A 23,667-nucleotide genomic window follows, 5' to 3' on the forward strand; every position below is an offset into this window, starting at 1 on the left:
CCACAGCGGACACCGGGAGTGCGACAGATGGACCGGTTCGCCCAGTTCCTGCACCGCCAGCTGGACATCGACCTCGAACTGCTGCGCCGAGCCAGGCAGGACGCCGAAACCGGCACCCACCACACCTGCCTGATCACCCCCATCCGCGGCTTCCGCGAGTGCGAGCTCAAAACCCGTCTGCTCACCACCCACCAGCACTGCGGCACCGGCGAAGGCCCCTGCGACGAACTGGGGGAGAGCTACCCGCCCGAGGACGAACGAGGCTGCCCCACCCGAGCCCTGATCGGCCTGCCCTACACCGACCGCCCCGGCTACGCCCCGCGCTGGCGCCCCTGAGACCCCGGGCACCCGCCGCACCGGCGAGCGCCCGGGACCGGATCAGGCAGGCAGCCCGGTGTCGACGAGGAAAGCGAGCTCGACCACCTGGCCCGGGAAGGTCAGCTCCGAGATGCCCACGACGGTGCTCACCGGCCGGTGAGCACCGAAGTACGCCAGATTGCCCTTCGCCACCGCCGCGGCATGGCGCTGCAGGCCCACCACGTACACGGTCTGCGAGACGACCTGGTCGCGGGTGGCACCGTAGTGCTGCAGAACCCGGTCCGCGTTGAGGTAGGTCCGCTCCAGCTGCGCGCCGAAATCGTCGGCGTGGACGAACTCGCCCGACTCGTCCAGCGACAGCTGCCCGGAGACGTGGATCAGCTCACCGGAGCGGATCGCCTGCGAGTAGCCGAACTCGCCCTCCGCGGGCACGTCGTGGCTGTAGACATCGATGACCAACAGTGCTCACCCTTCCTTCACGCTCTCTTGTGGTTACTCGGAAACCGTAGGAGAGTGTGTGCCGACCTGGAAGAACGCACTTTTCCGAAACAGAGGAACCCGATGGTGACCAAGCACCAGCTCGCAGGTCTGCCCGAAGACGCCGACCTGCGGCGCGCCGACTCCCTGGCCAGGGAGATCTTCTCCGACGTCGCCAACAAGTGGGCGCTGCTGATCATCGAAGCCCTCGGCGAGGACACCCGCCGCTTCAGCGAACTGCGCAACGAAGTCGAAGGCATCAGCCACAAGATGCTCACCCAGAACCTGCGCATGCTGGAGCGCAACGGCCTGCTGGAACGAACCGTGCACCCGACCGTGCCGCCCCGCGTCGACTACACCCTCACCGAACCGGGCCGAGCCCTGCGCGCCACCGTCGACGCCATCTGCGGCTGGACCCACCAGTACCTCGATCACATCGAGAAAGCCCGCCACCGCTTCACGAGCTGATCACCGCCCTCGCGCACGGCGGGGCAGGGGAGTCGAAGTGATCGCATCCTTGCTGCTTTGAGGGTTCTGTTGGACTTTCGTGCTGCTATCGCCAGTAAGGCTCAACCGAATCTTCAACGATACCGTTGAACAGCGTGAACGTGGCTGACGAGAACCTGACCATCGAGCTCAGCATGGCCGAACTGCGCGCCGTCACGGGCTACGCCGTAGCCTGCGCGAGGCCCGCGACGGAGGTCTTCGAACGCGCACGCCCCGGCGACCGACGAACCCGGACCGCGATCGAGGTAGCGCAGACCTTCGCTGGAGGAGCCAAGCGAACCAAGGAGATCCGCGACAGCGCATGGGCGGCACACCGTGCGTTCCAGGAAGCCCGAGACGCCGGGCAACGCGCGGCCGGTGAAGCCGCACGCGCTGCCGTCGCCGCAGCCAGCGCGGCATACCTGCACCCGCTGGCCAAAGCGACCCAAGTTCTGCACATCCTCGGAGCAGCGGCCCACACCGCCCGGGCGCTCGAACTCGAAGCAGGCGACGACCCGACCGTCGGCAACACCTACATCGAGACCGCCCGAGACCTCGCCGACCGCACCGTGGTGGAGGTCCTGGCGCGCTACCCGAACGCGCCAGGCGGCCGCGGGCGGGTAGGGGACCTGCTGCGACACCTGGACCAATCACTGCGATAACCGGCCCCGCAGCAGCGGCGGGCGGGGAGGGGCGCAGGAGCTGCTCCAGGGAGCGTTCAGCCAGTCCGGCCCGTAGCGATGCGAGGCCGGTGGTCGAGGAGACGTGCAGACTCGAACCTCTGAGGCGCGCGGACGAGGACGGTCAACCGAGAGTGGCTGTAGCGAGCCAGCTCATCGTTGCGTGAGCTTTCTCCATTTGATGGATAATCAACATTATCCATCAAATGGAGAAGTGGGTTCCCGAGCGGAGGAGGCCCGCTCCGGGGGATCGAGGAGCGCCCCCGCACACGTTGATCAGCCGGGCTTCACGCTCAGGCGCCCATCCGTCGTTCACGCGAAGCGCGTCGATCACTCCGCTGAGCATGTCGAGTCGGCCGATGGCGGCCACGACGTGTGGATTGCCGATCATCGGAGCCCAGCCAGGCATAGGGTCCGTTGATCAAGATCCGCCGAGCCGGATCCGCTCAGTGCCGCAGACGAACGTCCAGTTCCATCAACCTTGTTTTGTCACTGTGACGTTAATAGTCGGATGGGCATGACCTCGAAACGCCGCGCCAGCAAGCCAACCCAGCACCCAGGGGGCAGCCAGGTGCGACTTTGCCAAGGCGCGAGCCGCGCCGGACCGCACATCGCCAGACGGCCGCCCGCAGGCGCTCGCGAATGCCGACGGCCATCCGTCCGCACCGAACCAACGCGACAAGCCGCTGCACGCAACGATTGCCCGACAGGCCATCAGCCGCATGCGCCTCACATCAGCGGCGCCGCCGGAGACCCTTCCCGAGGTCATCTCCGCAGGTCGCCGAAACGCCGATAATGTACATTATGTTAAGTAGAGTTGATCGGCGGCGCTCCACCCTCTCCTCCGGCCACCTCGGGCTCCGTTGTTGTCGTCTCTCATTCAACCTGGGCCACTATCACTGAACTTGAGCCATTGGTCGATCTCTCTCACTAAGATGGGCCACACTGCACAGGCCGAGAACATGGTTGGGGTTGCGAGTGGCTGGTTCACTGGCGGCGAGCCGGTTAGCTCCTGGCTCGGTTTTCGACATGGCGTTCGTTGGCGCGGACGGGTCTGCGCAGTCCGCGCCCCTCTCGTCGTGCTGGACGGTGCCGTTCGAGACGGTGTCGCCTGTACGGAAGTTCTCTTCGTACCGCGGGAAACGGAGCTTCTCCGGGCTTTGGTGGTCCTCAACGACGGCTGATCACGTGGGCTTCGAGTCATGGATGGAACGAGACCACGTGATGGCACTGGACTTCGATGCCTCCGTTGTGGGGTTCTCCTCGCAGCCGTTCCGGTTGTCCTGGGACGATGGCAAGAGGAATCGCTCGCACGTCCCGGACTACTTCGCTCGCCTTCGCGATGGCACAGGTGTCGTGGTCGATGTCCGCGCCGATGACTCGATCAAGCCTGACGATGAGGCCGCTTTCGCTGCTACCGAACAGGCTTGTGCCTCTGTCGGCTGGACGTTTCGCCGGGTCGGTGAACTGGACAGCGTGTGGGCTTCCAACGTGCGGTGGCTCGCCGGGTACCGGCATCCTCGCTGTCTGCACGCTGGTCGAGCGACGGACCTTCGACAGGCGTTTCGCACTCCGACTCCTTTGCTTGATGGGGTACTTCGAGTCGGAGATCCGATCGCTGTTCTGCCGACGTTGTTCCACTTGCTGTGGGCACGTTCGCTGGAGGTTGATTTGCAGTCCTCTCCCCTGTCCGCGTCTTCGTTGGTGTGGTGCCGTGGTGGTGATAAGAGGTGACGGTTTCCCGACCGCGATCTCTCCATGTCGGTGATGATGTCCAGTTCAGGGGTGGACTGCACACGGTGGAAGCGGTGACCGGCAGTACGGTTCGGTTGGCCGATGTGGTTGGTGAAACTTCGGTTGTGCCGTTGGCGGTTTTGCTGGCGGATCCGGGTTTCGCGTTGATGTCCCCGTCTCGACGAGGTGCTGCTCCCCTGCCGCCGGCGGGGCTGCTCGATGGTGTTCCCGAGGCGGTCGCGGAGGAAGCTCAGTGGTGGGAACGCCACATCGTCGAGGTCCTTACTGGACTTCCGCCTGAACATGAGCCGACGGTGAATGCGAGTGCGGAGTACGACCCCGCTCGGCGCTCGTTGCGGCAGCGTGAGCTGGCGAAGGTCGCCGAGCTTACAGCAGCTGGGCACAAGGTCAGTTTCAGCAAGGTCAAACGGTTGAGACTTGCCTATGAGAAGGAGGGGCTTTGGGGCCTGGTGGACCAACGAACCGCTCGGCCGAGTCGGCCGGCGGGGCGTGCGGACGAACGGGTTGTCGAGGCGATCCGGCGGGCCATTGCTGAAGAGGCCGATCGCTCCACCGGGACGGTTGTTCGGCTCAGGCGCAGGGTCGAGCAGATCCTGGTCGAAGTCCACGGCGACGGTGCTCCCCCATTGCCTGCTCATGCGACCTTTTACCGGCTGGTGAAACGGCTGTCGCAGGGCAAGCACACGTTCGGTTCGGCCAAGACCAGGCGGTCGCTGGCTAAACAGCCTGATCGCCTTTTTGGTTCGGTCATGGCGTATCGGCCGGGCGAATGGATGCAGATCGATTCGACGACGATTGATGTTCGGGTCGTTCTCGACAACGGTCTGGTTGACCGGGCTGAGCTGACGTGGATCGTGGATCTGGCCACGCGAACGATCTCCGCGGCCGTGTTGAGACCGACGACGAAGGCGGTCGACGCGGCCGTCTTGCTGGCGAAAACGCTGACTCCTGAACCGATGAGGCCGGGTTGGGTAGATGCGTTGCGTATGTCGCGTTCGGTTCTGCCGCATCGGCGTTTGACCGATGTGGATGAGAGGCTGGAGCATGCTGCGGCCCGGCCTGTGATCGTTCCTGAAACGATCGTGTGTGACCACGGGAAGGCCTATATCTCGCGGACGTTCCAGTCGGCTTGCCGGGCGATGGGCATCAACTTTCAGCCCACGCACAAGGGGTCGCCTTGGGAAAAGGGGGTTGTGGAACGCAGCTTCGACTCGGTGGGGACCCTGTTCGCGCAGTATGTCGCCGGGTATGTCGGGTCCAGCGTGGAACGACGCGGCGAGAACGCCGATCAGGGTGCGGTGTGGTCGATCATTGAGCTCCAGGCGTTGCTGGATGAATGGATTGTTGCCTCGTGGCAGAACAGGCCGCATGACGGTCTTCGGCACCCAGTCACGCCGGATAAGGCGCTGACCCCCAACGAGCAGTACGCCGCTTTGGTGGAGGTCGCGGGTTACGTTCCGGTGCCGTTGAGTGCTGATGATTACATCGAGCTCCTCCCGGTTTCGTGGAACGCGATCAACAAGTACGGGATCAGGCTCAACCGCCGCACCTATGACTGCAAGGCGCTCGGCCCGTACCGCCGTCAGCATTCTGGAGTCGAGCGGAAGAAGGGGCTGTGGGAGGTCCACTACGACCCTTACGACGTCACCCGCGTTTGGGTCCGTAACCACCACGACGGTGGATGGATCACCGTCGCCTGGAAGCATATGCGCAGCATGCCGGCGCCTTTCGGGGAACTGGCTTGGCAACACGCGCGAACGGTTCTGGCTCAGCGCGGCCAGGACGCGGCAACTGAAGCTGAGATCGCCGAAGCGGCGGCTGCTCTGCTGGATAAGGCCGAGCAAGGTCCGGATATGGACCCGAAGGAGAGCACGAGGCAGCGCCGGGTTGCCGGTCGTACCCGCGCCACCAACAAATCAGCTGAACCCCGGCCCCAGGAACCGCCGGAGGAGCAGATCCCTGAGGTCTCAACAACCAGTGACGACGATGTAGACGCAGCAGACGAGCCGATAGCGGAGGTTATTCCGTTGCCGGTGTTCGATGCCCGCAAGGAGGCCGAGAAGTGGCGGTTCTGAACGAAGCCAACCAGTTGGAGGACCGTCGGCAACCGACCACGACCTTGGAAGGTTGGCGGCGGTTCGTGGAGTCTGATCCGCCCGAGTTCGAGATACTCCCGGACGGCGACTGGAAATCTCTTTCGGAGAATGATCGAATCGCCTACGACGAGGCTCGCATCGCTCACCATGCGGAACTCGTCGTCGTGACCACGTCGGCGATCGAAGAGGTCACCAACGAGGGCCGACTGCTCACGTTGATCAACCAGCGTGAAAACGGTGCCCGGCAGGGACTGATCGTCTCTGGTGGTGCGGCGACCGGTAAGACGACTGCACTCAAGCAGTTAGGTCGGCTCCATGAGCTTCGGACTCGCCGACGGTTTCCGAAGTCTGATCGGATCCCGGTGGTCTATGTGACAGCACCTCCCAAAGGGTCGCCGCGGAAGCTCGCGATGGAGTTCGCCCGTTTTCTTGGCCTGCCGGTGTCGGCCAGGAAGAACGCCACAGATATCGCCGATGCCGTCTGCCAGATCCTGATCGACGCTCGCTGCGACATCGTGATCGTCGACGAGCTGCACAACATCAATATGGCGACCAGCGTTGGCGAGGATCATTCCGACCACATGAAGTACTTCACCGAGCACCTCCCCGCTACCTTCGTCTATGCGGGCATCGAGGTCGAACGGTCGGGGATCTTCACCGGCGTTCGGGGAAAGCAGCTGGCGGGCCGGTGCAGCCTGATCAACACGGCTCCTTTCCCGTATCACGATGAGTGGAAGCAGCTGGTCGCTGGAATGGAGACCACTCTGCGCCTGCACCGCCACGAGCCTGGCGCTCTTGTCGCTCAAGCGAAGTACCTGCATCAGCGAACCGGAGGAATGATCGGGAGCTTGGCCCGCTTGGTCCGAGCGTCATCGACCATGGCCATCTTGAACGAAAGCGAAGCGGTCACGCGAGAACTACTGGACACGATCCGCACTGACCACGCTGCTGAATCCGCTGTACGTCGAGCAAGCAGCGGTCGATGAGCGTGCCTGCTGTTCGTTGGCCCGCGCCGTGGCTGCATCCATTGCCACGGAGACGACCACCCGTTTCGGATGAAACCGTCGCGTCCTACGTTGCGCGGCTGGCGGCGGCGAACCACCTGGAGGTTGAGGATCTCCGGCAACACCTTGCCCCGGAGGGATCGGCAACGAGCAAGTCGATCCGGGTGTCGATTGAGTCGCTGGCCGCAGCCACAGATTCCTCGGAAACCGCGATAGCCCACGCACTTCCCGAGCTACACAAGGGATATCAGGGACACGACAAGAAGACGCTCAAGGGACGGACCCTGGCGGGGAGCCCCAACGTGACCCGCCCAGCTTGCCGACGCTGCATGGCCAGCAAGATGATCAGCTCTCCCGTTGCGGTCTGGATGCGTCATGACCAGAACGTGTGTCTACGACACGGTCTGTGGATAGGCCCCGGCGCCGATGCACCCAACGACCAAGCCGACCTCAACGACGTACCAGAGATCATCGAGGCCCAGCGGCGCCACAACTCCCTGATCCGCCGCTACGGGCGTCGAGCTGTTCATGACGCTTTCCATCACGCACGTCGCATCGCCGATATGTGGCGTCTACGCGGCGAACACGGGCAGGCACGAGATCGCCGGCACGCCGCACTGCATGGCCAGCCAATCCTTCAGGTCTCGATCGCCCTTACGCAGACGATTCACTATCCCGAGGTCGTCGCCCTGACCGAGATCTTCACCATGCCTCGATGGCGCGAGGCCACCTTGCCCTACGAGTTCACCGAGGAGTTGGTCGATCAAGTGCGGGCCCACGTCGTTCCCGGATACAACCCGAGCGGCGCAAGCGATCCGATCCTTTCCTGGCTGCACTACCAACAGCCCGACCTCGCCGCCTTCGGCAAACAACCGTTCGAGACGTTCCGGTAAGGCCACCGGAAACGACAAGATGGCCCAGGATGACTGAGAATTCGGCGACGGAAGTTTCTCAGTGAACTTGAGCCACCGCAGGTCAGCACGCTAGCGGTGGCTCAAGTTCACTGAGAACGGACATCCGTTGATGCCAAACCAGTTTCGTCCGCGCGACAAGCCTTGCCAGTTCGCTCTGCGGCTGTGCTGTCGTCCGTGCTCCGTCGCCGTCCGCGCAACGACGTGTCCCGACCGCCGGGCTCCGATTGATCACGATGTCTGCCGCCGGCCGTCTTCTTGCGGATCTCGTTCTCAGGTCGTCGGCCTCTCCCCTGGTCTTTCGGTTCGCAGGCCGTAGAAGTGGATCGGTGAGTTCGGTTTGAAGCCCATTCGCGCGTACACCGGCGCTCCGGCGGGTGTTGCGTGCAGCGTTGCTCGGGTCAGGCCGGTGGCCTTCGCGCCTTCGTGGAGCGCTTTTCGCGTCACCGCTGCGCCGTAGCCTCTGCGCTGCCATCGCGGGTCGGTGGCGACGAGCATGACGAAGAGGCGGCCTGCGGCTTCCGTCGTCGCGGCACACGTCACCGGGACACCGTTGCGCAGACCCAAGTAGGCGTGCACCCGGGTCTCCCACAACGTGGAGCCGGTCAGGCCATCTCGACCCGCTTCCAGAGGGAAACCTTGGGCTCGCGAGTTGAGGTCGGCGTAGTCGCACAACTGGGCTTCGGTGCGCACCCGCACGAAAGTCAGGTCGGGGTGTTCCGGCTGCGGCGCGGGCAGCGGGTCTGCGGCCATGCCCGTTCCGGAGAAGGCGTGGTGGAGACCTGCCCGCTCGGCTGCGGAGCCCAGCGTCGCGCGAGCGTCGTCGGTGAGGAGATCTTCGAAAACGGCGACCAGGCCGGGGAACGTCTTGGTGCGCATGATGTCCGCGGCGTGGCTCAGGTGTTCCGCGACAAGCGCCGCGTCTGGGGCGATGTCGGTGAGCGCGATGCAGTTCCAGAGCGGGAACTGGCAGTCGGCCCAGCGCACGGCGATGCCCGGGAGGTCTCGGACGTCGCCGTGCGGGTTCTGGTCGAGCACCACCGCTCGCCAGGCGACGGTGAGCTGGTGCATCGATTCGAGGGAGTCCGCCGGGATCGTCACCAGTCCTCCTCGGGTGAGCCGGTCGTCGGGCGGGAACGTCGGTGTCGCATTGCGGTGCCTCTCCCCCGATTCTGGCGATCATCGACGAGGAGCGGGTGCCTTTCGCGCACAGCAACGGGTTTCCGTTCCTCGTGGTGCGGCGGGCGCAGTCGTAGTGACTGGACGTAGAATTTTGGTCACTACGACCTGTGGGAGGTTCCATGCCCCGTGCGACCATTCCCGATCGCGCGAACGTGATCCTGGACCAGGCGCGGGCGATCGTGCTGGAGAAGGGCTACCAGCACACCACCATCGCCGAGATCGCCCGCCGCGCTGGAGTCGGCAAAGGGGCCGTCTACCTGGACTTCCCCTCCAAGGAGGCGTTGCTGGACGCGTTGCTCGTCCGCTCCGCGCGGGCTCTGACGCAGGCGGTGCGCGACCGGGTGGACGGCAGCGCGCAGCCGGTGTCGCTGTCGGCGGTCTACCGGTTCGGGCTGGAGGCGTTGCTGGGCGATGAGCTCATGCTCGCCTGCTACCTGGCCGATGACGGTGCGCTGGGCGGTTACCTGCGGGAGAAGGGGCCGCAGCGGTACCGGCCGCGGATGGAGTGGCTGTCCGACTACGTCGCCGAGCTGAGCCGGGCGGGGATGCTGCGCGCTGATCTGGATCCGGCGGTGGCCTCGCTGGTGATGTCGGTGTTCGCCGTGGGTTTGGCGAACGCTTCGGCGACGGTGGGGGCTCTGAGCGGTGAGCAGTTGGGCCGGGCGGTGGAGTCGATGGCCGGGCTGGTCGCCACCGGGTGGGAGGTGGGGGGTGACGGTGATCCGGTGGCCGCGCACCGGGCTCATTCGCGGTTGCTGGATCTGCTCGCCGACCAGATTGGAGAAGCATGACCGCCGATTTTTTCGCTGAGTACCAGGACGTCGACCTGGCGCAGGGGCCGTTGCGGGTGTACCAGGCGGGGCCGGTGGGCGCGCCGTGCGTGGTGCTGCTGCACGGGGCGATGCTCGACACCGCGGAGCTGACCTGGCGGCACCTGATGCCGGTGCTGGCCCGTGACCGGCGGGTGGTGGCGGTGGATCTGCCGCGGCACGGCGGGTCGCGCCCGTGGGAGGGGGTGCTCGATCAGGCGCGGATGGAGCGGGTTGTCGAGGAGTTGCTGGATCACCTCGGTGTCTCCCGCGCTGTGCTGGTGGGTTTGTCGATGGGCGGTGGGATCGGCATCGGCTACGCCTTGGCGCGTCCGGAGCGGGTCGCCGGGCTCGTGGCGATCAACCCGGGCGGTTTGGACGACAAGCGGCCGCTGCAGTGGCTGACGTGGTTGTTGTTGCAGTGCTCTCCCCTGCTGCGCTGGTCGGCGCGGTGGGTGGCTTCGCCGTCGATGCTGCGGCGTTCGATGGTCCGGACGTTCGCCCGGCGTGAGAGCACGCGTGACTTCGAGGCGCTGATGGAGTTGATCGGGGCCGAGGCGCGGCGCCGGGCCGAGCACGGTGAACGCGCGCTGGACGACTGGCAGATCGCTGCGTTCGGGCCGCGGCGGATGCGGCTCAACCACCTCCCGGAGCTGCCGCGGCTGCGGGTTCCGTCGTTGTGGGTGCACGGGCAGGAAGACACCTTGGTGAGCCGGGCGGTGATGCGGCAAGCCGTGGAGTCGGCTCCTGGGGCGGTGCTGGCCGAAATCGGCGGTGCTGGGCACCTGGCGCCGCTGGATCAGCCGGATGCCGTCGCCGAGGCGGTCGTTTCCTTCCTGGACGGGCTCGACTGAGCTGCGGGCGGCTGTGATCCAGTTCATGGTTGAGGTTGACCTCGGGTCAGGGTGGAAGCTCGGTGCAGCGGCAGGACGCCGGTATCACCGAGACGAAGGATCAAGCCATGTCCACCACTTTTTCCGGTCAGGATCAGAGCAAGCCCACCACCGCGGGAGCGGCCACTTCGGACAGCGGGGCCGCTCCTGGGCGGGACCGGCCGGAGCTGCGGCGGGCGATCGAGGACCTCGTCGAGTCCGGGTTCACCGGGGTGTCGGTGCGGGTGCGCGATGAGCGGGGCGAATGGGTGGGCAGTGCCGGGCTGGCGGAGCTGGGCGGGACGGTGGCGCCGCCGGTCGACGGGCACGTCCGGGTCGGCAGCAGCACCAAGACCTTCACCGCTGTCCTGGTGCTGCAGCTGGTGGGTGAGGGCCGTGTCGGGCTGGACAGCCCGGTGGCCGATCACCTGCCCGGCTTCGGGCTGGACCGGCGGGTCACGGTGCGGATGCTGCTGCAGCACACCAGCGGGCTGTTCAACTTCACCGGCGAGGTCTACGAGGACGGGACGGTCGTGCAGGCGATCCCGATCCCCTACGGCACCACCGGCAGGGAGTGGCTGGAGAACCGGTTCCGCACCTACCAGCCGGAGGAGCTGGTGCGGGAGGGGTTGTCCCGGCCGGTGCGGTTCGAGCCCGGGACGGGCTGGAGCTACTCCAACACCAACTACGTGCTGGCCCGGCTGCTGGTCGAAGCGGTCACCGGCTGCCCGGTCGGTGAGGAGATGCGGCGGCGGATCCTGGATCCGCTGGGGCTGTCGGGCACGGTGGTGCCGGATTCGGCGGAGATCCCCGAGCCGTGCGCCCGCGCCTACTACCGGTACGAGGACGCCGGTGAGCAGCGGACGGTCGATGTCACCCGCCAGAACCCGTCGTGGGTCTCCAGCGGTGGTGACATGATCTCGACGACCCGCGACCTGTGCACGTTCTTCTCGGCGCTCAACAGGGGTGAGCTCCTGCCTGCTGAGCTGCTGGCCGAGATGCGGGCCCCGCGTCCGACGGGCCTCCCGGACACGGGTTACGGCTTGGGGGTGTTCGTGGGCAGCGGTGGCACAGTCATCTCGCACAACGGGGCCAGCGTGGGTCACTCGGTGCTGATGTGCAGTTCGCTCGACGGTGGCACGACGTTGTCCGCTGCGCTGAACTACGTGGACGATGGGCCTCTGTCCATCGGGCCGGCGTTCGCCGAGGCTCAGCGCAGGCTCGTCGACGAGGTGTTCGGCGGTGGCCGGTCGCAGCAGGCGGTCGAGGTCGGGGCAGGCTGAGCCGATGAGCGACGGGGTCACGATCGGGCAGGCGGCGGCCTTCGTGGGTGTCACGGTGAAGACGGTGCGGCACTACCACAAGCTCGGTCTGGTCGAGGAGCCGGAGCGCGATGGCTCCGGTTACCGGCGGTACGGGTCGGCGGAGTTGTTGCGGCTGGTGCGGGTCCGGACGCTGGCTGCTGCTGGGGTGCCGCTGGCCGAGATCGGGATGCTGCTCGACGCCGATGCCGCGGTGTTCGCCGCGGCGCTGGCCGACGTCGAGCGGCAGCTGACCGTGCGGATCGAGGAGTTGGCCGCGCAGCGGGACGTGCTGCACCGGCTCGTCGATGGTGATCGGGCGCTGCTGCCCGATCGTGCGGTGGCGTTGCTGGAGCGGATGCCGGGGCTCGGCTTGCCGCCGGCGGAGGTGGCGGCGACCAGGGAGGGCTGGGTGCTGGCCAGGGCTCTGGTTCCGGAGGGTTTCGACGACTACCTCGGCCACGTCGAGCATGCGCTCGACGATCCGCGGTTCGTCGCCCTGTTCAAGCGCGGTGTCGAGGCCATGGCGTGGGAACCGGATGATCCGCGCATCGATGAGCTCGTCACCTCCTTCGTCGAGCACTGCCTCGCCGATCCCGCGCTGTTGAAGATCGTGACCGGGTTGCAGGCTCGTTCGGAGACCGCGACGCGGTACCGGTTGGTCGCCCACCACGGTGACGACCGCGGGTCGGCTGCGGGCAGGCTGGTCTCGCTCGTGGAGTCCAAGCTCCGCTCCGCCGGGGTTCGCGTGCCGGGTGCGGGTTAGGAGCGGGCTTCCAGGACGGCTTGGGTCTGGGTGGTGTGGCCGATGCGGCGGCCTGCGGTGTCGAGCAGTTCGGTCTGCACGGTGATGCTGGTGCGGCCCACGTGCAGTGGGCGGCTCACTGCGTGCAGGGTGCCGTCGCGCAGAGCGCGGAAGAAGTTGGTCTTGGATTCGGTGGTGGCGGTGCCCGCGCTTTCGGGAAGGTTGAGGAAGGCGCAGATCGCGCCTGCGGCGTCGGCCAGGGTCATGACCGCTCCCCCGTGCAGCACGCCTCCCGCGGTGCAGTGCTGTGGTGCCCAGTCCAGGTGGGCGCGGACCTCTTGCGGCGTGGCGTCGGTGAGGTGTACGCCGAGGGCTTCGGCGAAGGGCATCAGGGCGATCAGCTGCTGGTGGTCGGTGGTCACGGTGTTCCTTCGCCGAGCAGGGTGATGGCCGCGGTGACGAGTTCGGCGTTGTCGGTGGCGATCTGGCCGTTCGGCAGCGCGAGGGTGTCTTCCAGGCCGATGCGGGTGGCCAGGCCGTGGCGGGCGGCTGCGGCCAGCACCGGCCAGGCTCCGGCGGCTTCGCCGTGCAGCAGGATCGGGGCGGGTGCCGGGCGCAGCCGGGTCAGCAGAATTTCGGCGGTGGCCGCCGCGCCGCGGGCGGTGCGGTCGGTGACCTCGGCGAGCACGCGCAGCACGCGCAGGCGGTGCGGTGAGTTGCGGAACTGCTGGTCGGCGTCGGTGCCGGAGTAGATCCCGGCTTCGACGCCGATGCCGCGCTCGAGCAGGGCTGCGGCGACGTCGTCGGCGCCGGGTTCGTGCCAGTTGACCGAGGCGTGGTCGGGCAGCACGGTCCAGGCCCGGATGGCGCGGACGCGGGCGGCGGCGTCGGGTGCGGTCCAGGCTCCGGTGGTGATGCCGACGGGGATGCCGGGCGCGGCGGCTCGCACCGCGCGCAGGGTGGCGGCGACCAGGTGCGGGTCGAGGCTGTCGGTGCCGTCGGGGGCTTTGGGGTGCAGGTGGATGTCGGTGGCTCCGGCGGCCACGGCGTCGGCGGCGGCTTTGGCCAGTTCTTCCGGGTGTACGGGCAGGTGGAAGTGCTCGCGCGGTGACCGGGCGCCGTTGAGGCAGACCTGCAGCATGGCCCGATTCTCCCCTGGTGGGATGTGCGGGCGGTAGTTGGCGAGAGCGTTTCGTGATCATCGCGTGGTGCTGTCCCACCATCGGTGGGTGTCCGGTTAGCGTGGGTGGGGTGTTGAGCAAGCGGATCCTGCGGGGCGTGGCCGCCGGTGAGATCAGCGAGGCCTACCTGCGCTGGCCTTCGCCGCTGGCCGAGGCGGGCACCCGGTTGAGCACGGTGGTGGGGTTGATCGGTGTCGGTGAGGTCAGCCGGGTCGATCCCGGGCAGCTCACCGATGACGATGCGCGGCGTGCGGGGTTCGGTTCGGCGGCGGGGTTGCGGGCCTCGTTGGCCAAGCACGGCCGGGGTGAGGTCTACCGCCTCACGCTGAGCTTCGAGGGCCCGGCTCCGCGACCACCAGTCGAGCCGGTGGTGCTGGGCGGGCGTGAGCGGGCGGTGATCGATCAGCAGTTGGCGCGGTTGGACGTTTCGGCTCCGCGCGGGCCGTGGACGCGGCAGGTGCTGGAGGTGTTGCGGCGGCGGCCCGGTATCCGGGCGGCGGAGCTGGCCGCGGAGCACAACCGCCCGGTGTCGCGGTGCAAGTCCGATGTGTGGCGGTTGCGGGAGCTGGGGCTGGTCGAGCAGGTGGATGTGGGGTTCGAGCTGTCGGCGCGCGGTCGTTCCTACCTCGAGGGCGGTGACTAGCCGGGTCGGCCCGCGTCGTTTCGGTGCGTTTGCTGCTGGTGGTCAGCGGGGGCGGATGATGCCGCGTTGCAGTGCGGTGGTGATGGCGGCGGTGCGGTTGTCGACGTCGAGCTTGTCGTAGATGTGCACCAGGTGGGTTTTGACGGTGGCTTCGCTGATGAACAGGGCTTTGGACAGGGCGCGGTTGGACAGGCCTTGGGCGAGCAGCTGCAGGATCTCCACTTCGCGGGGGCTCAGGGCGGGCTGGGGGCGGCGCAGGTGGCCGAGCAGTCGGGCTGCGACGCCGGGGGCCAGTGCGGTCTGGCCTTGGGCGGCCAGTTGCACGGCTTGGCAGAGCTCTTCGGGTGGGGCGTCTTTGAGCATGTAGCCGGTGGCGCCGGCTTCGACGGCGGCGAGGATGTCGGCGTCGGAGTCGTAGGTGGTGAGCACGAGCACCGGTGGGCCGCCGTCGGCGGTGATGCGGCGGGTGGCGGTGACGCCGTCCATGCCGGTGGGCATCTGCAGGTCCATCAGGACGATGTCGACGTCGGTGCCGGCGAGGGTGTCCAGGGCGGCTTGGCCGTCGGCGGCTTCGGCGACCACGGTCATGTCGGGGCGGTCGTCGAACATCGCGCGCAGGCCGCGGCGCACCACGGGGTGGTCGTCGACGAGCAGGATGCGCAGCGGGTCGGCCTTCACCGGATCTCCTCGGGGGTCAGGGGCAGCCGGATGGCCACCGCGGTGCCGTCGCCGGGTGCGGATTCCACCGCCATCGATCCACCCAGGGCGGTGATGCGTTCGCGCAGGCCGGTCAGTCCGTAGCCGGTGCCGTCGGGGGCGGGGCGCACGGTGGTGGGGTCGAATCCGGTGCCGTCGTCGTAGATGTCGAGGGTGACTTCGGTGTCGAGGTAGCCGAGGGTGACCACGGCGGTGGTGGCGGCGGCGTGGCGGGTGACGTTGGACAGGCTGGTCTGGGCGGCGCGCAGCAGCGCCACCTCGTAGCTGGAGGGCAGCGCCACCGGTGCGCCGTTGGTGAGCAGGCGGCAGTCGGTGCCGGTTTCGCGGGCGGTGTTCTGGCACAGCCGGTCCAGGGCTTGCGGCAGGCCGGCGTCGCTGAGCGAGGGTGGGCGCAGGTCGCGGACGAAGCGGCGGGCTTCGTCGAGGTTGTCGGCGGCGGTGCGGTGGGCTTCGGTGATGCGGGCGCGGGCCTTGTCGGCTTCGGGTGGCAGGGCGGTTTCGGCGGCGCGCAGCAGCAGGATGATGCTGGAGAGGCCTTGGGCGAGGGTGTCGTGGATTTCGCGGGCGAGGCGTTCGCGCTCGGCGGCGACCCCGGCCTGGTGCTGGGTGGTGGCCAGTTCGGCGCGGGTGCGGGTGAGGTCGTCGATGAGGGCTTGGCGGCGCTGGTTCTCGGCGTAGATGGCGGCGTATCCCCAGGTGATGATGACGGCGACGCCGGCTCCGATGATGGGGCCGAGCACCATGCCCACGCTCCAGGCGCCGGTGCGCCAGCCCTGGGCGGTCACCACGAGTGCGGTCACCACGACCACGGCGATCAGGGCGTGCAGTCCGCGCAGCAGGTGCAGGTGCAGGAAGAACAGCGGGAAGGCCAGCCAGGAGAAGTCGGGGCTGATGGCCAGCAGCGCGGCCCAGACGGCGGTCACCGCGGCCAGCCAGCTCATCGCCAGCCACCGGCGGTGCAGGGCGTGGCGCAGGACGGCGCCGAAGCCGTAGACGACCGTGAGCAGTGCGGCTCCGCCCGCGGCCAGCCAGCCGGTGGCCCCGGTGGGGTGGGTCAGCCAGACCCGTGCGGTGGCGATGGCCAGCAGCAGCAGGAAGCCGGCGTGGAAGGCCAGGCGCACCAGTCGCAGGACGGCGACCAGTCCGGGTGAGGAGGACGTCTCGGGCACTGTGGACACCTTAGTCGCGGTGCCGGGTTCCTCCTGGGCAGTGGTGCGGCTGGTCGGTGGGGTGCTCACCAGGACGTTTCTAGCCATCGCGGCAGCGGGCCGGCATCGTTCGTTCGGTTGAGTCCGGGCTGCGCCCGATGGCGGTGGGGAATCAATCGGCGCTGCGATGGCAGCGGTGCTCGCGGTGGCGAGGCTGGAAGGCGCAATCGACCACGACCGGAAAGCAGAGCACTCGTGTTCCTCGCCATCCGCGACATCCGCTTCGCCAAGGGGCGGTTCGCGCTCATGGGATCGGTGGTCGGGCTGATCACGCTGTTGATCGTGCTGTTGTCGGGACTGACCGCGGGCCTGGCCCACCAGTCCACCTCGGCGATCACGCAGCTGCCCGCCACCCACATCGCCTTCGGGGCTGCCGACGGGCAGGCCCCGGAGAAGTCCTTCGCCGATTCCTCGGTCACCGCCGAGCAGCTGGCGGCTTACCGCGCTGCGCCCGGCGTGCGGTGGGCCGTGCCGCTGGGCATTACCCAGACCAGGTTGGACACCCCGGCCGGTGGTGCCTCGGCCACCGTGTTCGGGGTGACGGCCGAGGCGGGCCTGTCCCCCGCCGCGGTCGTGCCGGGTGAGCTGGTGATCAGCCGGGAGCTGGCCGAGGAAGCGGGGCTGGCGGTGGGCCAGCGGGTGCAGGCCGGTGTCGAGGAGTTGCGGATCGGCGGGATCGTCGATGACTCCTACTACAGCCACACCCCGGTGGCCTGGACGGCGCTGGAGACGTGGTCGCAGCTGCGGCCGTCCCGCGCGGATGCCGCGGTGGCCACCGTGATCGCCGCCGACCTCTCCGATCCGGCTGCTGCCGATGCGGCGGCCGGGACCGCTTCGGAGACGTTGGCGGGGAGTTTGGCGGGTATCGGTTCCTACTCCTCGGAGAACGGGTCGCTGCTGATGATGCAGAGCCTGTTGTATGCGATCTCGGCGCTGGTGATCGGTGCGTTCATGACCGTGTGGACGATCCAGCGCAGCGGTGACATCGCGGTGCTCAAGGCGTTGGGCGGGGCGACCGGGTACTTGCTGCGCGATGCGCTGGCCCAGTCGGTGGTCGTGCTGCTGCTGGGTGCCGGTCTCGGTGGTGCGGTGGGTGTCGGGCTGGGGGCGCTGGCCTCGCAGGTCGTGCCGTTCCAGCTCACCGCCGCCACGACCGTGCTGCCGGTGGCGCTGATGATCGTGCTGGGCATGATCGGCGCCGTGCTGGCGGTGCGGCGCATCACCTCCGTCGACCCGTTGACCGCGCTGGGAGCTGCCCGATGAGTCTCGTCCTGACCGATCTGCGTTTGACCTACCCCGATGGTGACCGGGTGCTGACGGCCCTGGACGGGGTGAGCCTGGAGGTGGCTGCCGGGCAGTTGGTGGCCGTGGTGGGGCCGTCGGGGTCGGGCAAGTCCAGCCTGCTGGCGGTGGCCGCGACGCTGCTGCGCCCGGATGCGGGGCGGGTGCTCGTCGATGGGGTGGACACCGGTGGTCTGCCGGCGGCGCAGCGGGCCCGGTTGCGGTTGGAGAAGGTGGGCATCGTCTTCCAGCAGCCGAATCTGCTGGCGTCGTTGACGGCTGTCGAGCAGCTGCTGGCGGTGCACCACATGCGCGGCGGGTCGGTGCGGCGGCAGCGTCGTGCCGCGGCGGAGCTGCTGGCCGCGGTGGGTTTGGACGGCAAGCAGCACCGGCGTCCGCACCAGCTCTCCGGTGGGGAGCGGCAGCGGGTGAACATCGCCCGGGCACTCAGCGGGCGGCCCGCGGTGCTGCTGGTCGATGAGCCGACCGCGGCGCTCGACCACGAGCGCGGTGCGCAGATCGTGGAGCTGCTGGCCGAGGTCACCCGGCAGCACCAGGTCGCGACCGTGATGGTCACCCACGACACCGAGCACCTGGATCAGGTCGATGAGGTCGTGGAGATGCGCGATGGGCGGTTGACCGCGCTCAGCGGCCGCCGCTGAGCCTCCCGTGGTGCCCGCCCCTCTGCGGTGGGCACCACGGGTGTGCTGGTCAGTAGTGGGTGCCCATCGCTTCGCGCACTTCGGCGAGGGTGGTCTCGGCCAGGGCGTTGGCGGCGGCGTTGCCCTGGCGCAGGACCTCGCGCAGGTGCGCGCGGTCGGCGGCCAGTTCGGCCCGGCGGGCCCGCAGCGGGGCCAGGTGTTCGTTGACGGCTTCGGTCACCACCTTCTTGAGCAGCGCCGCACCGCCGGAGCCGATCTCCTCGGCCAGTTCCTGGGGATCGCGGTCGCCGCACAGCGCGGCCAGCAGCAGGAGGCTGGCCACTTCCGGGCGGTCCTGCGGGTCGTAGGTGATGTGGCGCTGGGAGTCGGTCTTGGCGCCGCGGATCTGGCGGGCGGTCTCGTCGGCGGTGGCCGAGAGCAGGATCGCGTTGCCGCGGCTCTTGCTCATCTTCGTGCCGTCGGTGCCCAGCAGCAGCGGTGCCGGGGACAGCAGTGCGTCGGGCTGCGGGAACAGCGGCCGGTAGCGGTCGTTGAAGCGGCGCGCGATGGTGCGGGTCAGCTCCAGGTGCGGTAGCTGGTCCTGGCCCACCGGCACCAGGTTGGCCTTGCCGAAGAGGATGTCGGCGGCCTGGTGGACGGGGTAGGTGAACATCAGGCCGCTGACGGCGTTCTGCCGGGAGTGCGCGATCTCGTCCTTGACCGTCGGGTTGCGGCCCAGTTCGGCCACCGAGACCAGGCTCAGGAACGGCAGCAGCAGCTGGTTGAGCGCGGTGACGGCGCTGTGGGTGAAGATCGTGGCCCGCTGCGGGTCGATGCCCGCGGCCAGGTAGTCCAGCACCAGGTCCTCGACCCGCTGCTGCAGGTGTTCGGCGATGTCGCGGTCGGTGAGCACCTGGTAGTCGGCGATGATCACCATCAGCTCCACGCCCTGGCGCTGCAGGCGGACCCGGTTGTGCAGGGTGCCGAAGTAGTGGCCCAGGTGCAGCAAGCCCGTGGGCCGGTCACCGGTGAGCACGCGGAAGCGCTCGGGCTGCTGCTGGATCAGCTGTTCCAGCTCGGCGCTGCGGCGGGCGGCGGGGGCGGTGTCGATCAGGCTGGTCATGGTTCTCCCGGTCTTCTCTCCGCGGGCTTCGGCCGAAGTCCCGCCGGATCGTGGGAGAACACGAGAACGGGCCGTTCAACCGAACGGCCCGCACATGATGTCGTGCGCGAAAGCTGGCGGCCGCTCCTAACCGGAGCGCCACCAGGCCTGGCACGAACTGCGAATCACGACCGCCACTGTACCCGCTGCACCGTGCTCAGCTCACGACGATCTTCATCGAGGTCTCGGTGGTGGTGAAACCGAGCTTCTCGTAGCGCTGCTGCGCCGTGTTGCCGACGGTGACCGCCAGGCCCATCACCGGCCAGCCCTGCGCTGCGGCCAGCGCCAGCGCGCGGCGCAGCAGGAGGCCGCCCAGCCCGGCGAAGGCGGCGCCGGGGCGGCGGAAGACATCACCGATCCAGGCCGTGCCGTTGAAGTCGTTGGCCACCAGACCGGCCACCACCTGGTCGTCGGCGTCGACGACCAGCGCGCTGAAGTCCAGCACCGGGCCCAGCACCCGTCCGCTCAGCAGCGGCTGGACCATCTCGGTCAGCAGCTGCTGGTCGCTGCCGTCGAAGGAGTCGGGGTGCCCGGGCGGGTAGGCCTGCCGCTGCGCGGGCAGCAGGGCGCTGGCCGGGCGGTCGCAGGGCACCAGCCGCAGCGGTGCCTGCGGGGTTTGCCCGGCCCACTGCGGTGGAGGCGGTTCGCGGCGCAGGTCGCGGTGCATCGTGGCGGCGTGGCGCACCATGCGCGCGCCGGCCAGCACCAGCTGCCGTCCGAGCTGTTCGGGGACCGAGATCTGCCAGCCGGGCAGCTCCGCGGCCAGCGCCGCGAGGACGTCCGGGCCGCTGGCCTCCAGCACCTGGGCCATGCTCGGCACGCCGGTCACCGGCGCGTAGGACACCGTCGTGGTGCCTTGGCGCAGCACCACGACGCCGTCGGAGGCACCGTCTTCTCGCAGCATTCGCCAAGATCTACACCGCAAATCTCGCGCAGGCAATCGAATTCGGTCGCGATCGTGGGGAATTGACGGCCGCGGCCGGTGCACTAAGATCAACAAGCCGCGGAGATCCGGCGCCCGGGGCAGATCGCCTCGAAGAACGCCCGGCCGGCGCGAGCCCCGCTGCCCCGGTTCTGCGCTGGGCGCCCGCACTCCGGTCGCCCCGTCCGAGAAGAGACCACCGCCATGACCCGCACCCCCACACTCAAGTCCACAGTGGACGTATTACGGCCGGTTGCGGGTGCTGGCCGCACCCGAGGCCACGGAAGGACCGCCCGGTGATCGACCCCCGCCTGCGCGACCGCGTCGCCGTGATCACCGGTGCCACCAGCCCGCTGGACGTCGGCGCGGCCATCGCCCGAGCCCTGGCCCGCCAGGGCTGCAAGCTCGTACTCGCCGAAACCCCGCAGGGCACCCGCACCAGCACCGAGCACGTGCGCGACGCCCTGCGCGCCGACGGCGCCGAGGCCGAATCCCTGGCCATCGACCTGACCTGGCCCGACGCCGCACCAGCGATCTTCGATCACGCCGAAACCACCTTCGGGCCGGTGGAGATCCTCATCAACAACGCCGCCCACCGCGTGCCCGACACCTTCCAGCCGAACCCGGTGCGCGACCTGGTCACCATCGACGCGACCGGCCTGGACGCCCACCACGCGGTCAACACCCGCGCGCCCGCGCTGCTGATGGCCGAGTTCCACCGGCGCCACCTGCGCCGCAGAGCCGACTGGGGACGCATCATCAACGTCTCCGCCGACACCGCCTCCGGCACCGCCGAGGAGATCTCCCACTCGGCCACCAAGAACGCGCTGGAATCGCTCAGCCGCGCAGCGGCCGCGGAATTCGGCCCCGCGGGCACCACCGTCAACACCATCTCCCCCGGGCCGGTGCAAACCGGATGGCTCAACGAGGCGACCAGAGCCCGCCTGGCCGAGCTCAGCCCGCTGCGCCGCGTCGGACGCCCCGACGACATCGCCGACCTGGCCGTCTTCCTCGCCTCCCACCAAGCCCGCTGGATCACCGGCCAGACCATCTACGCAGGCGGCGGCAAACGCATGCTCTGACCCATCACGACACCGGCAGGTTCACGCCCGGAAACCCCGGCGGCGTTCGGCCAGCCGGGCGCGCAGCGGCCCGTAGTCGTGCTCGGGGAACAGCCTCGGGAAGACTTCGAGCATGATCTCCGCGAACCGCCCGGAGACCTCGAACTCGCCCTCGTCGTCCAGCGAGGCCTCGGTGAACAACAACTGCCAGCCGTAGGTGCCTTTGGTGGTGCGCAACGCCTCCAGGTAGCCCGGGTAGTCGAGGTCCATCCGGTAGCGGCCCTTGGTCGTGGTGTCGAACCACAGCTCGGGATCCGCCACGCCCGGCTGGATCCGCAGCATCGACAGGTGCCCGACCCCGGCCTGCGGTGTTCCGTCGAAACTGCGCAGCTCGGTGTAGAGCCGCACCTCGTCGGGCGTGGGGTCGTACAAGCGCTCCACGAGCGGCCCGAACTGGATCGCCCGGTAGATGTTGTCCAGGTGGAACTCCCCGGCGATGAGGGAATCCTCGTCGTACTCGGGGTCGGCAACGTCCCAGGCCGCCGCAAGCCCGGAGAAGCGCAGGTGGCATTCCTTCAGCGCCGGGTTCAGCGCGATGCCGTCCCATTCGGCGAGCTCACCGAAAACCCGGTCGGCGCCCTCGTTCTCGCGCAGTTCGCCCTGCTCGGCCACCGCCAGCCTGATCTCCGGGCACCCGCGCAGTTCCTCCAGCACCCCGAGCCACGTCGTCTCGTACGCGGTCAGCTCACTCATCACCGGTCCCCCGAGTCCGCAGCACCGCAGGTGCGCCATGGCCACCTCCGGATGATCAACGGGTGCGACGCGGTGGGCGAGCGATCGGTTCCCCGCGCCGCCGTCGAACTCGGGCCGGTCGGCGCCACCTGCTGCGCGCCCCGCAGCGAGTGAGCTGAAGCACACCCTGTCAGGAAACTCGCCAGCGCGGTGTCTTGTGCTCGAACCTCTCGGAACGAAGGAGACATCGTGGGTGCGAAAACCGATGTGGTCGTGGTCGGCGGCGGATATGCCGGGGTGATGGCGGCCAACCGCCTGGTGCAGCGCGACGACGTGGCGGTCACCCTGATCAACCCGCGCCCGGTCTTCGTCCCGCGGCTGCGGTTGCACCAGCTGGTGGGCGGAACCCACGACGCGGTCCTCGACTACACCGACGTCCTGGCGAAGGGCGTCCGGCTGGTCCTCGACACCGCCACCCGCATCGACGCGGCCAAGCGGCGGGTGCAGCTGGCCGAGACGGGCAGCATCGGCTACGACCACCTCGTCTACGCGGTGGGCAGCGGCAACCCGGTGCTTCAGGTGCCGGGCGCGGCCGAGTTCGCCTATCCGGTCGCGACCCTGGAGGCGGCGCAGCGGCTGCGGGAGGCATTGTTCGACGCTCCGTCACCGGCCGCGGTGACCGTCATCGGGGGCGGCCCGAGCGGCATCGAGACCGCCGCCGAGCTCGCCGAGCGGGGTCGTGACGTCACCCTGGTCTGCGGCGGTGACCTCGGCCCGTACCTGCACCCCAAAGCCCGGCGCACCGCTCGCAAGTACCTCGCCAAGCTGGGAGCCGATCTCCTGGAAGGCCCCGGTTCGGCGGTCGTGGAAGTGCGGCGCGATGCCGTGGAACTCGCCGACGGCCGGACGCTGACCAGCCGGATCACCATCTGGGCGGCCGGTTTCGGCGTGCCCGACCTGGCCGCCCGCAGCGGCCTGCGCACCGACTCCGCCGGACGCCTGCTCACCGACGAAACGCTGACCAGCACCGACGACGAGCGCATCGTCGCCGCGGGCGACTGCTCGGCACCATCGGACCTGCCGTTCCGGATGAGCGCCTACGCCGCGGGATGCCTGGGAGCGCACGCAGCCGACACGGTGCTGCAGCGCATCGCAGGACAGCAGCCGGCACCGATCGACCTGTCCCTGCCGGCCATGTGCATCAGCTTCGGCCGCAACACCGGGATCTTCCAGCTCGGCCGCAAGGACGACACCGCGCTGCCGCTCTACTTCACCGGGATCGCGGGCAAGAAGCTCAAGGAAGTCGCCTGCGAATCCAGCGTCAAGCACCTGGTGACCGAGGCGCGCAAACCCGGCTCGCACCACTGGCCCAAGGACGGGAAGCACCGGCCGGCGCTGCTGGCGGCCCAGACGGCACCGATCGCCTAGGGCACCCCGGGCGACACGATGCGCGCGGCGCGACGATATCGCCGCGCCCGGCGGA

At 68.6% G+C, this 23,667-nt stretch carries 25 protein-coding genes; 16 read left to right on the forward strand and 9 right to left on the reverse strand.

The features are described 5' to 3' along the window. The first annotated feature begins 27 nt into the window (after positions 1-27). Positions 28-336 carry a DUF6221 family protein gene (locus tag ATL45_RS31805; protein WP_093146032.1) on the forward strand — a complete coding sequence of 103 codons (309 nt, stop codon included), beginning with the start codon at positions 28-30 and terminating at the stop codon, positions 334-336. Positions 337-378: 42 nt separating this feature from the next. Here the strand turns inward: ATL45_RS31805 and ATL45_RS31810 are convergent, their stop codons facing one another. Beyond that, positions 379-777: a RidA family protein gene (locus tag ATL45_RS31810; RefSeq protein ID WP_211841340.1), complete on the reverse strand. Its 399-nt coding sequence runs from the start codon at positions 775-777 to the stop codon at positions 379-381. Between the two features lie 102 nt (positions 778-879). On the opposite strand from ATL45_RS31810, the gene ATL45_RS31815 reads away from it, so the two are divergent. The 6 genes from ATL45_RS31815 (at position 880) to ATL45_RS31840 (ending at position 7,709) form a co-directional block, all read left to right on the forward strand. Further along, the gene (locus ATL45_RS31815) at positions 880-1,263 is read left to right on the forward strand and encodes a winged helix-turn-helix transcriptional regulator (RefSeq protein WP_093146030.1); all 384 of its coding nucleotides are present in this window, start codon (positions 880-882) and stop codon (positions 1,261-1,263) included. A gap of 173 nt (positions 1,264-1,436) precedes the next feature. Continuing rightward, positions 1,437-1,943: a putative immunity protein gene (locus tag ATL45_RS31820; protein ID WP_093147233.1), complete on the forward strand. Its 507-nt coding sequence runs from the start codon at positions 1,437-1,439 to the stop codon at positions 1,941-1,943. Positions 1,944-2,990: 1,047 nt separating this feature from the next. Further along, positions 2,991-3,695 carry a TnsA-like heteromeric transposase endonuclease subunit gene (locus ATL45_RS40295; protein ID WP_211841341.1) on the forward strand — a complete coding sequence of 235 codons (705 nt, stop codon included), beginning with the start codon at positions 2,991-2,993 and terminating at the stop codon, positions 3,693-3,695. A gap of 74 nt (positions 3,696-3,769) precedes the next feature. Next, positions 3,770-5,791 carry a TnsB C-terminal domain-containing protein gene (locus tag ATL45_RS31830; RefSeq protein ID WP_246025670.1) on the forward strand — a complete coding sequence of 674 codons (2,022 nt, stop codon included), beginning with the start codon at positions 3,770-3,772 and terminating at the stop codon, positions 5,789-5,791. Continuing rightward, complete coding sequence (locus tag ATL45_RS31835; protein WP_093146028.1) at positions 5,779-6,798, forward strand: TniB family NTP-binding protein; 1,020 nt, start codon at positions 5,779-5,781, stop codon at positions 6,796-6,798. The genes ATL45_RS31830 and ATL45_RS31835 overlap by 13 nt, the downstream gene beginning before the upstream one ends. After that, positions 6,795-7,709, forward strand: a complete 915-nt coding sequence (locus tag ATL45_RS31840) for a TniQ family protein (RefSeq protein ID WP_093146027.1) — start codon at positions 6,795-6,797, stop codon at positions 7,707-7,709. The genes ATL45_RS31835 and ATL45_RS31840 overlap by 4 nt, the downstream gene beginning before the upstream one ends. 291 nt (positions 7,710-8,000) lie before the next feature. On the opposite strand, the gene ATL45_RS31845 is transcribed toward ATL45_RS31840, so the two are convergent. Then, positions 8,001-8,828 (reverse strand): GNAT family N-acetyltransferase, encoded by an 828-nt coding sequence (locus ATL45_RS31845; RefSeq protein ID WP_177241875.1) that lies wholly within the window; start codon positions 8,826-8,828, stop codon positions 8,001-8,003. Positions 8,829-9,028: 200 nt separating this feature from the next. Here ATL45_RS31845 and ATL45_RS31850 point away from each other — a divergent pair, with 200 nt between their 5' ends. The 4 genes from ATL45_RS31850 (at position 9,029) to ATL45_RS31865 (ending at position 12,657) form a co-directional block, all read left to right on the forward strand. Next, a complete protein-coding gene (locus ATL45_RS31850; protein ID WP_093146026.1) occupies positions 9,029-9,700 on the forward strand; it encodes a TetR/AcrR family transcriptional regulator in 672 nt (223 codons plus the stop codon). Next, positions 9,697-10,572: an alpha/beta fold hydrolase gene (locus ATL45_RS31855; RefSeq protein ID WP_093146025.1), complete on the forward strand. Its 876-nt coding sequence runs from the start codon at positions 9,697-9,699 to the stop codon at positions 10,570-10,572. The genes ATL45_RS31850 and ATL45_RS31855 overlap by 4 nt, the downstream gene beginning before the upstream one ends. Before the next feature lie 107 nt (positions 10,573-10,679). After that, positions 10,680-11,873 (forward strand): serine hydrolase domain-containing protein, encoded by a 1,194-nt coding sequence (locus ATL45_RS31860; RefSeq protein ID WP_093147228.1) that lies wholly within the window; start codon positions 10,680-10,682, stop codon positions 11,871-11,873. Between the two features lie 4 nt (positions 11,874-11,877). After that, the gene (locus ATL45_RS31865; RefSeq protein WP_093146024.1) at positions 11,878-12,657 is read left to right on the forward strand and encodes a MerR family transcriptional regulator; all 780 of its coding nucleotides are present in this window, start codon (positions 11,878-11,880) and stop codon (positions 12,655-12,657) included. Here the strand turns inward: ATL45_RS31865 and ATL45_RS31870 are convergent. Further along, positions 12,654-13,025, reverse strand: a complete 372-nt coding sequence (locus ATL45_RS31870) for a PaaI family thioesterase (RefSeq protein WP_093147227.1) — start codon at positions 13,023-13,025, stop codon at positions 12,654-12,656. The genes ATL45_RS31865 and ATL45_RS31870 overlap by 4 nt on opposite strands. 29 nt (positions 13,026-13,054) lie before the next feature. Further along, positions 13,055-13,777 carry a 3-keto-5-aminohexanoate cleavage protein gene (locus tag ATL45_RS31875; RefSeq protein WP_093146023.1) on the reverse strand — a complete coding sequence of 241 codons (723 nt, stop codon included), beginning with the start codon at positions 13,775-13,777 and terminating at the stop codon, positions 13,055-13,057. Positions 13,778-13,887: 110 nt separating this feature from the next. On the opposite strand from ATL45_RS31875, the gene ATL45_RS31880 reads away from it, so the two are divergent. Next, complete coding sequence (locus tag ATL45_RS31880) at positions 13,888-14,460, forward strand: ASCH domain-containing protein (RefSeq protein WP_093146022.1); 573 nt, start codon at positions 13,888-13,890, stop codon at positions 14,458-14,460. A 42-nt stretch (positions 14,461-14,502) separates the two neighbouring features. Here ATL45_RS31880 and ATL45_RS31885 read toward each other — a convergent pair whose 3' ends face one another. After that, positions 14,503-15,138 (reverse strand): response regulator, encoded by a 636-nt coding sequence (locus ATL45_RS31885; protein ID WP_093146021.1) that lies wholly within the window; start codon positions 15,136-15,138, stop codon positions 14,503-14,505. Further along, positions 15,135-16,415 carry a sensor histidine kinase gene (locus ATL45_RS31890; RefSeq protein WP_211841343.1) on the reverse strand — a complete coding sequence of 427 codons (1,281 nt, stop codon included), beginning with the start codon at positions 16,413-16,415 and terminating at the stop codon, positions 15,135-15,137. Before ATL45_RS31890 ends, ATL45_RS31885 begins: the two co-directional genes overlap by 4 nt. Positions 16,416-16,580: 165 nt before the next feature. On the opposite strand from ATL45_RS31890, the gene ATL45_RS31895 reads away from it, so the two are divergent. Both ATL45_RS31895 and ATL45_RS31900 read left to right on the forward strand, forming a co-directional pair. Continuing rightward, a complete protein-coding gene (locus tag ATL45_RS31895; protein WP_093146019.1) occupies positions 16,581-17,648 on the forward strand; it encodes an ABC transporter permease in 1,068 nt (355 codons plus the stop codon). After that, positions 17,645-18,328 (forward strand): ABC transporter ATP-binding protein, encoded by a 684-nt coding sequence (locus tag ATL45_RS31900; protein WP_093146018.1) that lies wholly within the window; start codon positions 17,645-17,647, stop codon positions 18,326-18,328. The genes ATL45_RS31895 and ATL45_RS31900 overlap by 4 nt, the downstream gene beginning before the upstream one ends. A gap of 49 nt (positions 18,329-18,377) precedes the next feature. Here ATL45_RS31900 and trpS read toward each other — a convergent pair whose 3' ends face one another. Continuing rightward, positions 18,378-19,430, reverse strand: coding sequence for a tryptophan--tRNA ligase (gene trpS / locus ATL45_RS31905; RefSeq protein ID WP_093146017.1), 1,053 nt, complete (start codon positions 19,428-19,430; stop codon positions 18,378-18,380). Positions 19,431-19,626: 196 nt separating this feature from the next. Further along, the gene (locus tag ATL45_RS31910; RefSeq protein WP_093146016.1) at positions 19,627-20,373 is read right to left on the reverse strand and encodes a GNAT family N-acetyltransferase; all 747 of its coding nucleotides are present in this window, start codon (positions 20,371-20,373) and stop codon (positions 19,627-19,629) included. A gap of 314 nt (positions 20,374-20,687) precedes the next feature. On the opposite strand from ATL45_RS31910, the gene ATL45_RS31915 reads away from it, so the two are divergent. Beyond that, entirely contained in the window at positions 20,688-21,473 is a 786-nt protein-coding gene (locus tag ATL45_RS31915; protein ID WP_093146015.1) for an SDR family NAD(P)-dependent oxidoreductase, read from the forward strand. A 21-nt stretch (positions 21,474-21,494) separates the two neighbouring features. On the opposite strand, the gene ATL45_RS31920 is transcribed toward ATL45_RS31915, so the two are convergent. Further along, a complete protein-coding gene (locus ATL45_RS31920; protein WP_093147225.1) occupies positions 21,495-22,205 on the reverse strand; it encodes a hypothetical protein in 711 nt (236 codons plus the stop codon). A 228-nt stretch (positions 22,206-22,433) separates the two neighbouring features. Between ATL45_RS31920 and ATL45_RS31925 the strand changes: the two genes are divergently transcribed. After that, a complete protein-coding gene (locus tag ATL45_RS31925) occupies positions 22,434-23,612 on the forward strand; it encodes an NAD(P)/FAD-dependent oxidoreductase (protein ID WP_093146014.1) in 1,179 nt (392 codons plus the stop codon). Positions 23,613-23,667 lie beyond the last annotated feature (55 nt).

Source organism: Saccharopolyspora antimicrobica (assembly GCF_003635025.1).
In the GTDB taxonomy this organism is placed as follows: Bacteria; Actinomycetota; Actinomycetes; order Mycobacteriales; family Pseudonocardiaceae; genus Saccharopolyspora; species Saccharopolyspora antimicrobica.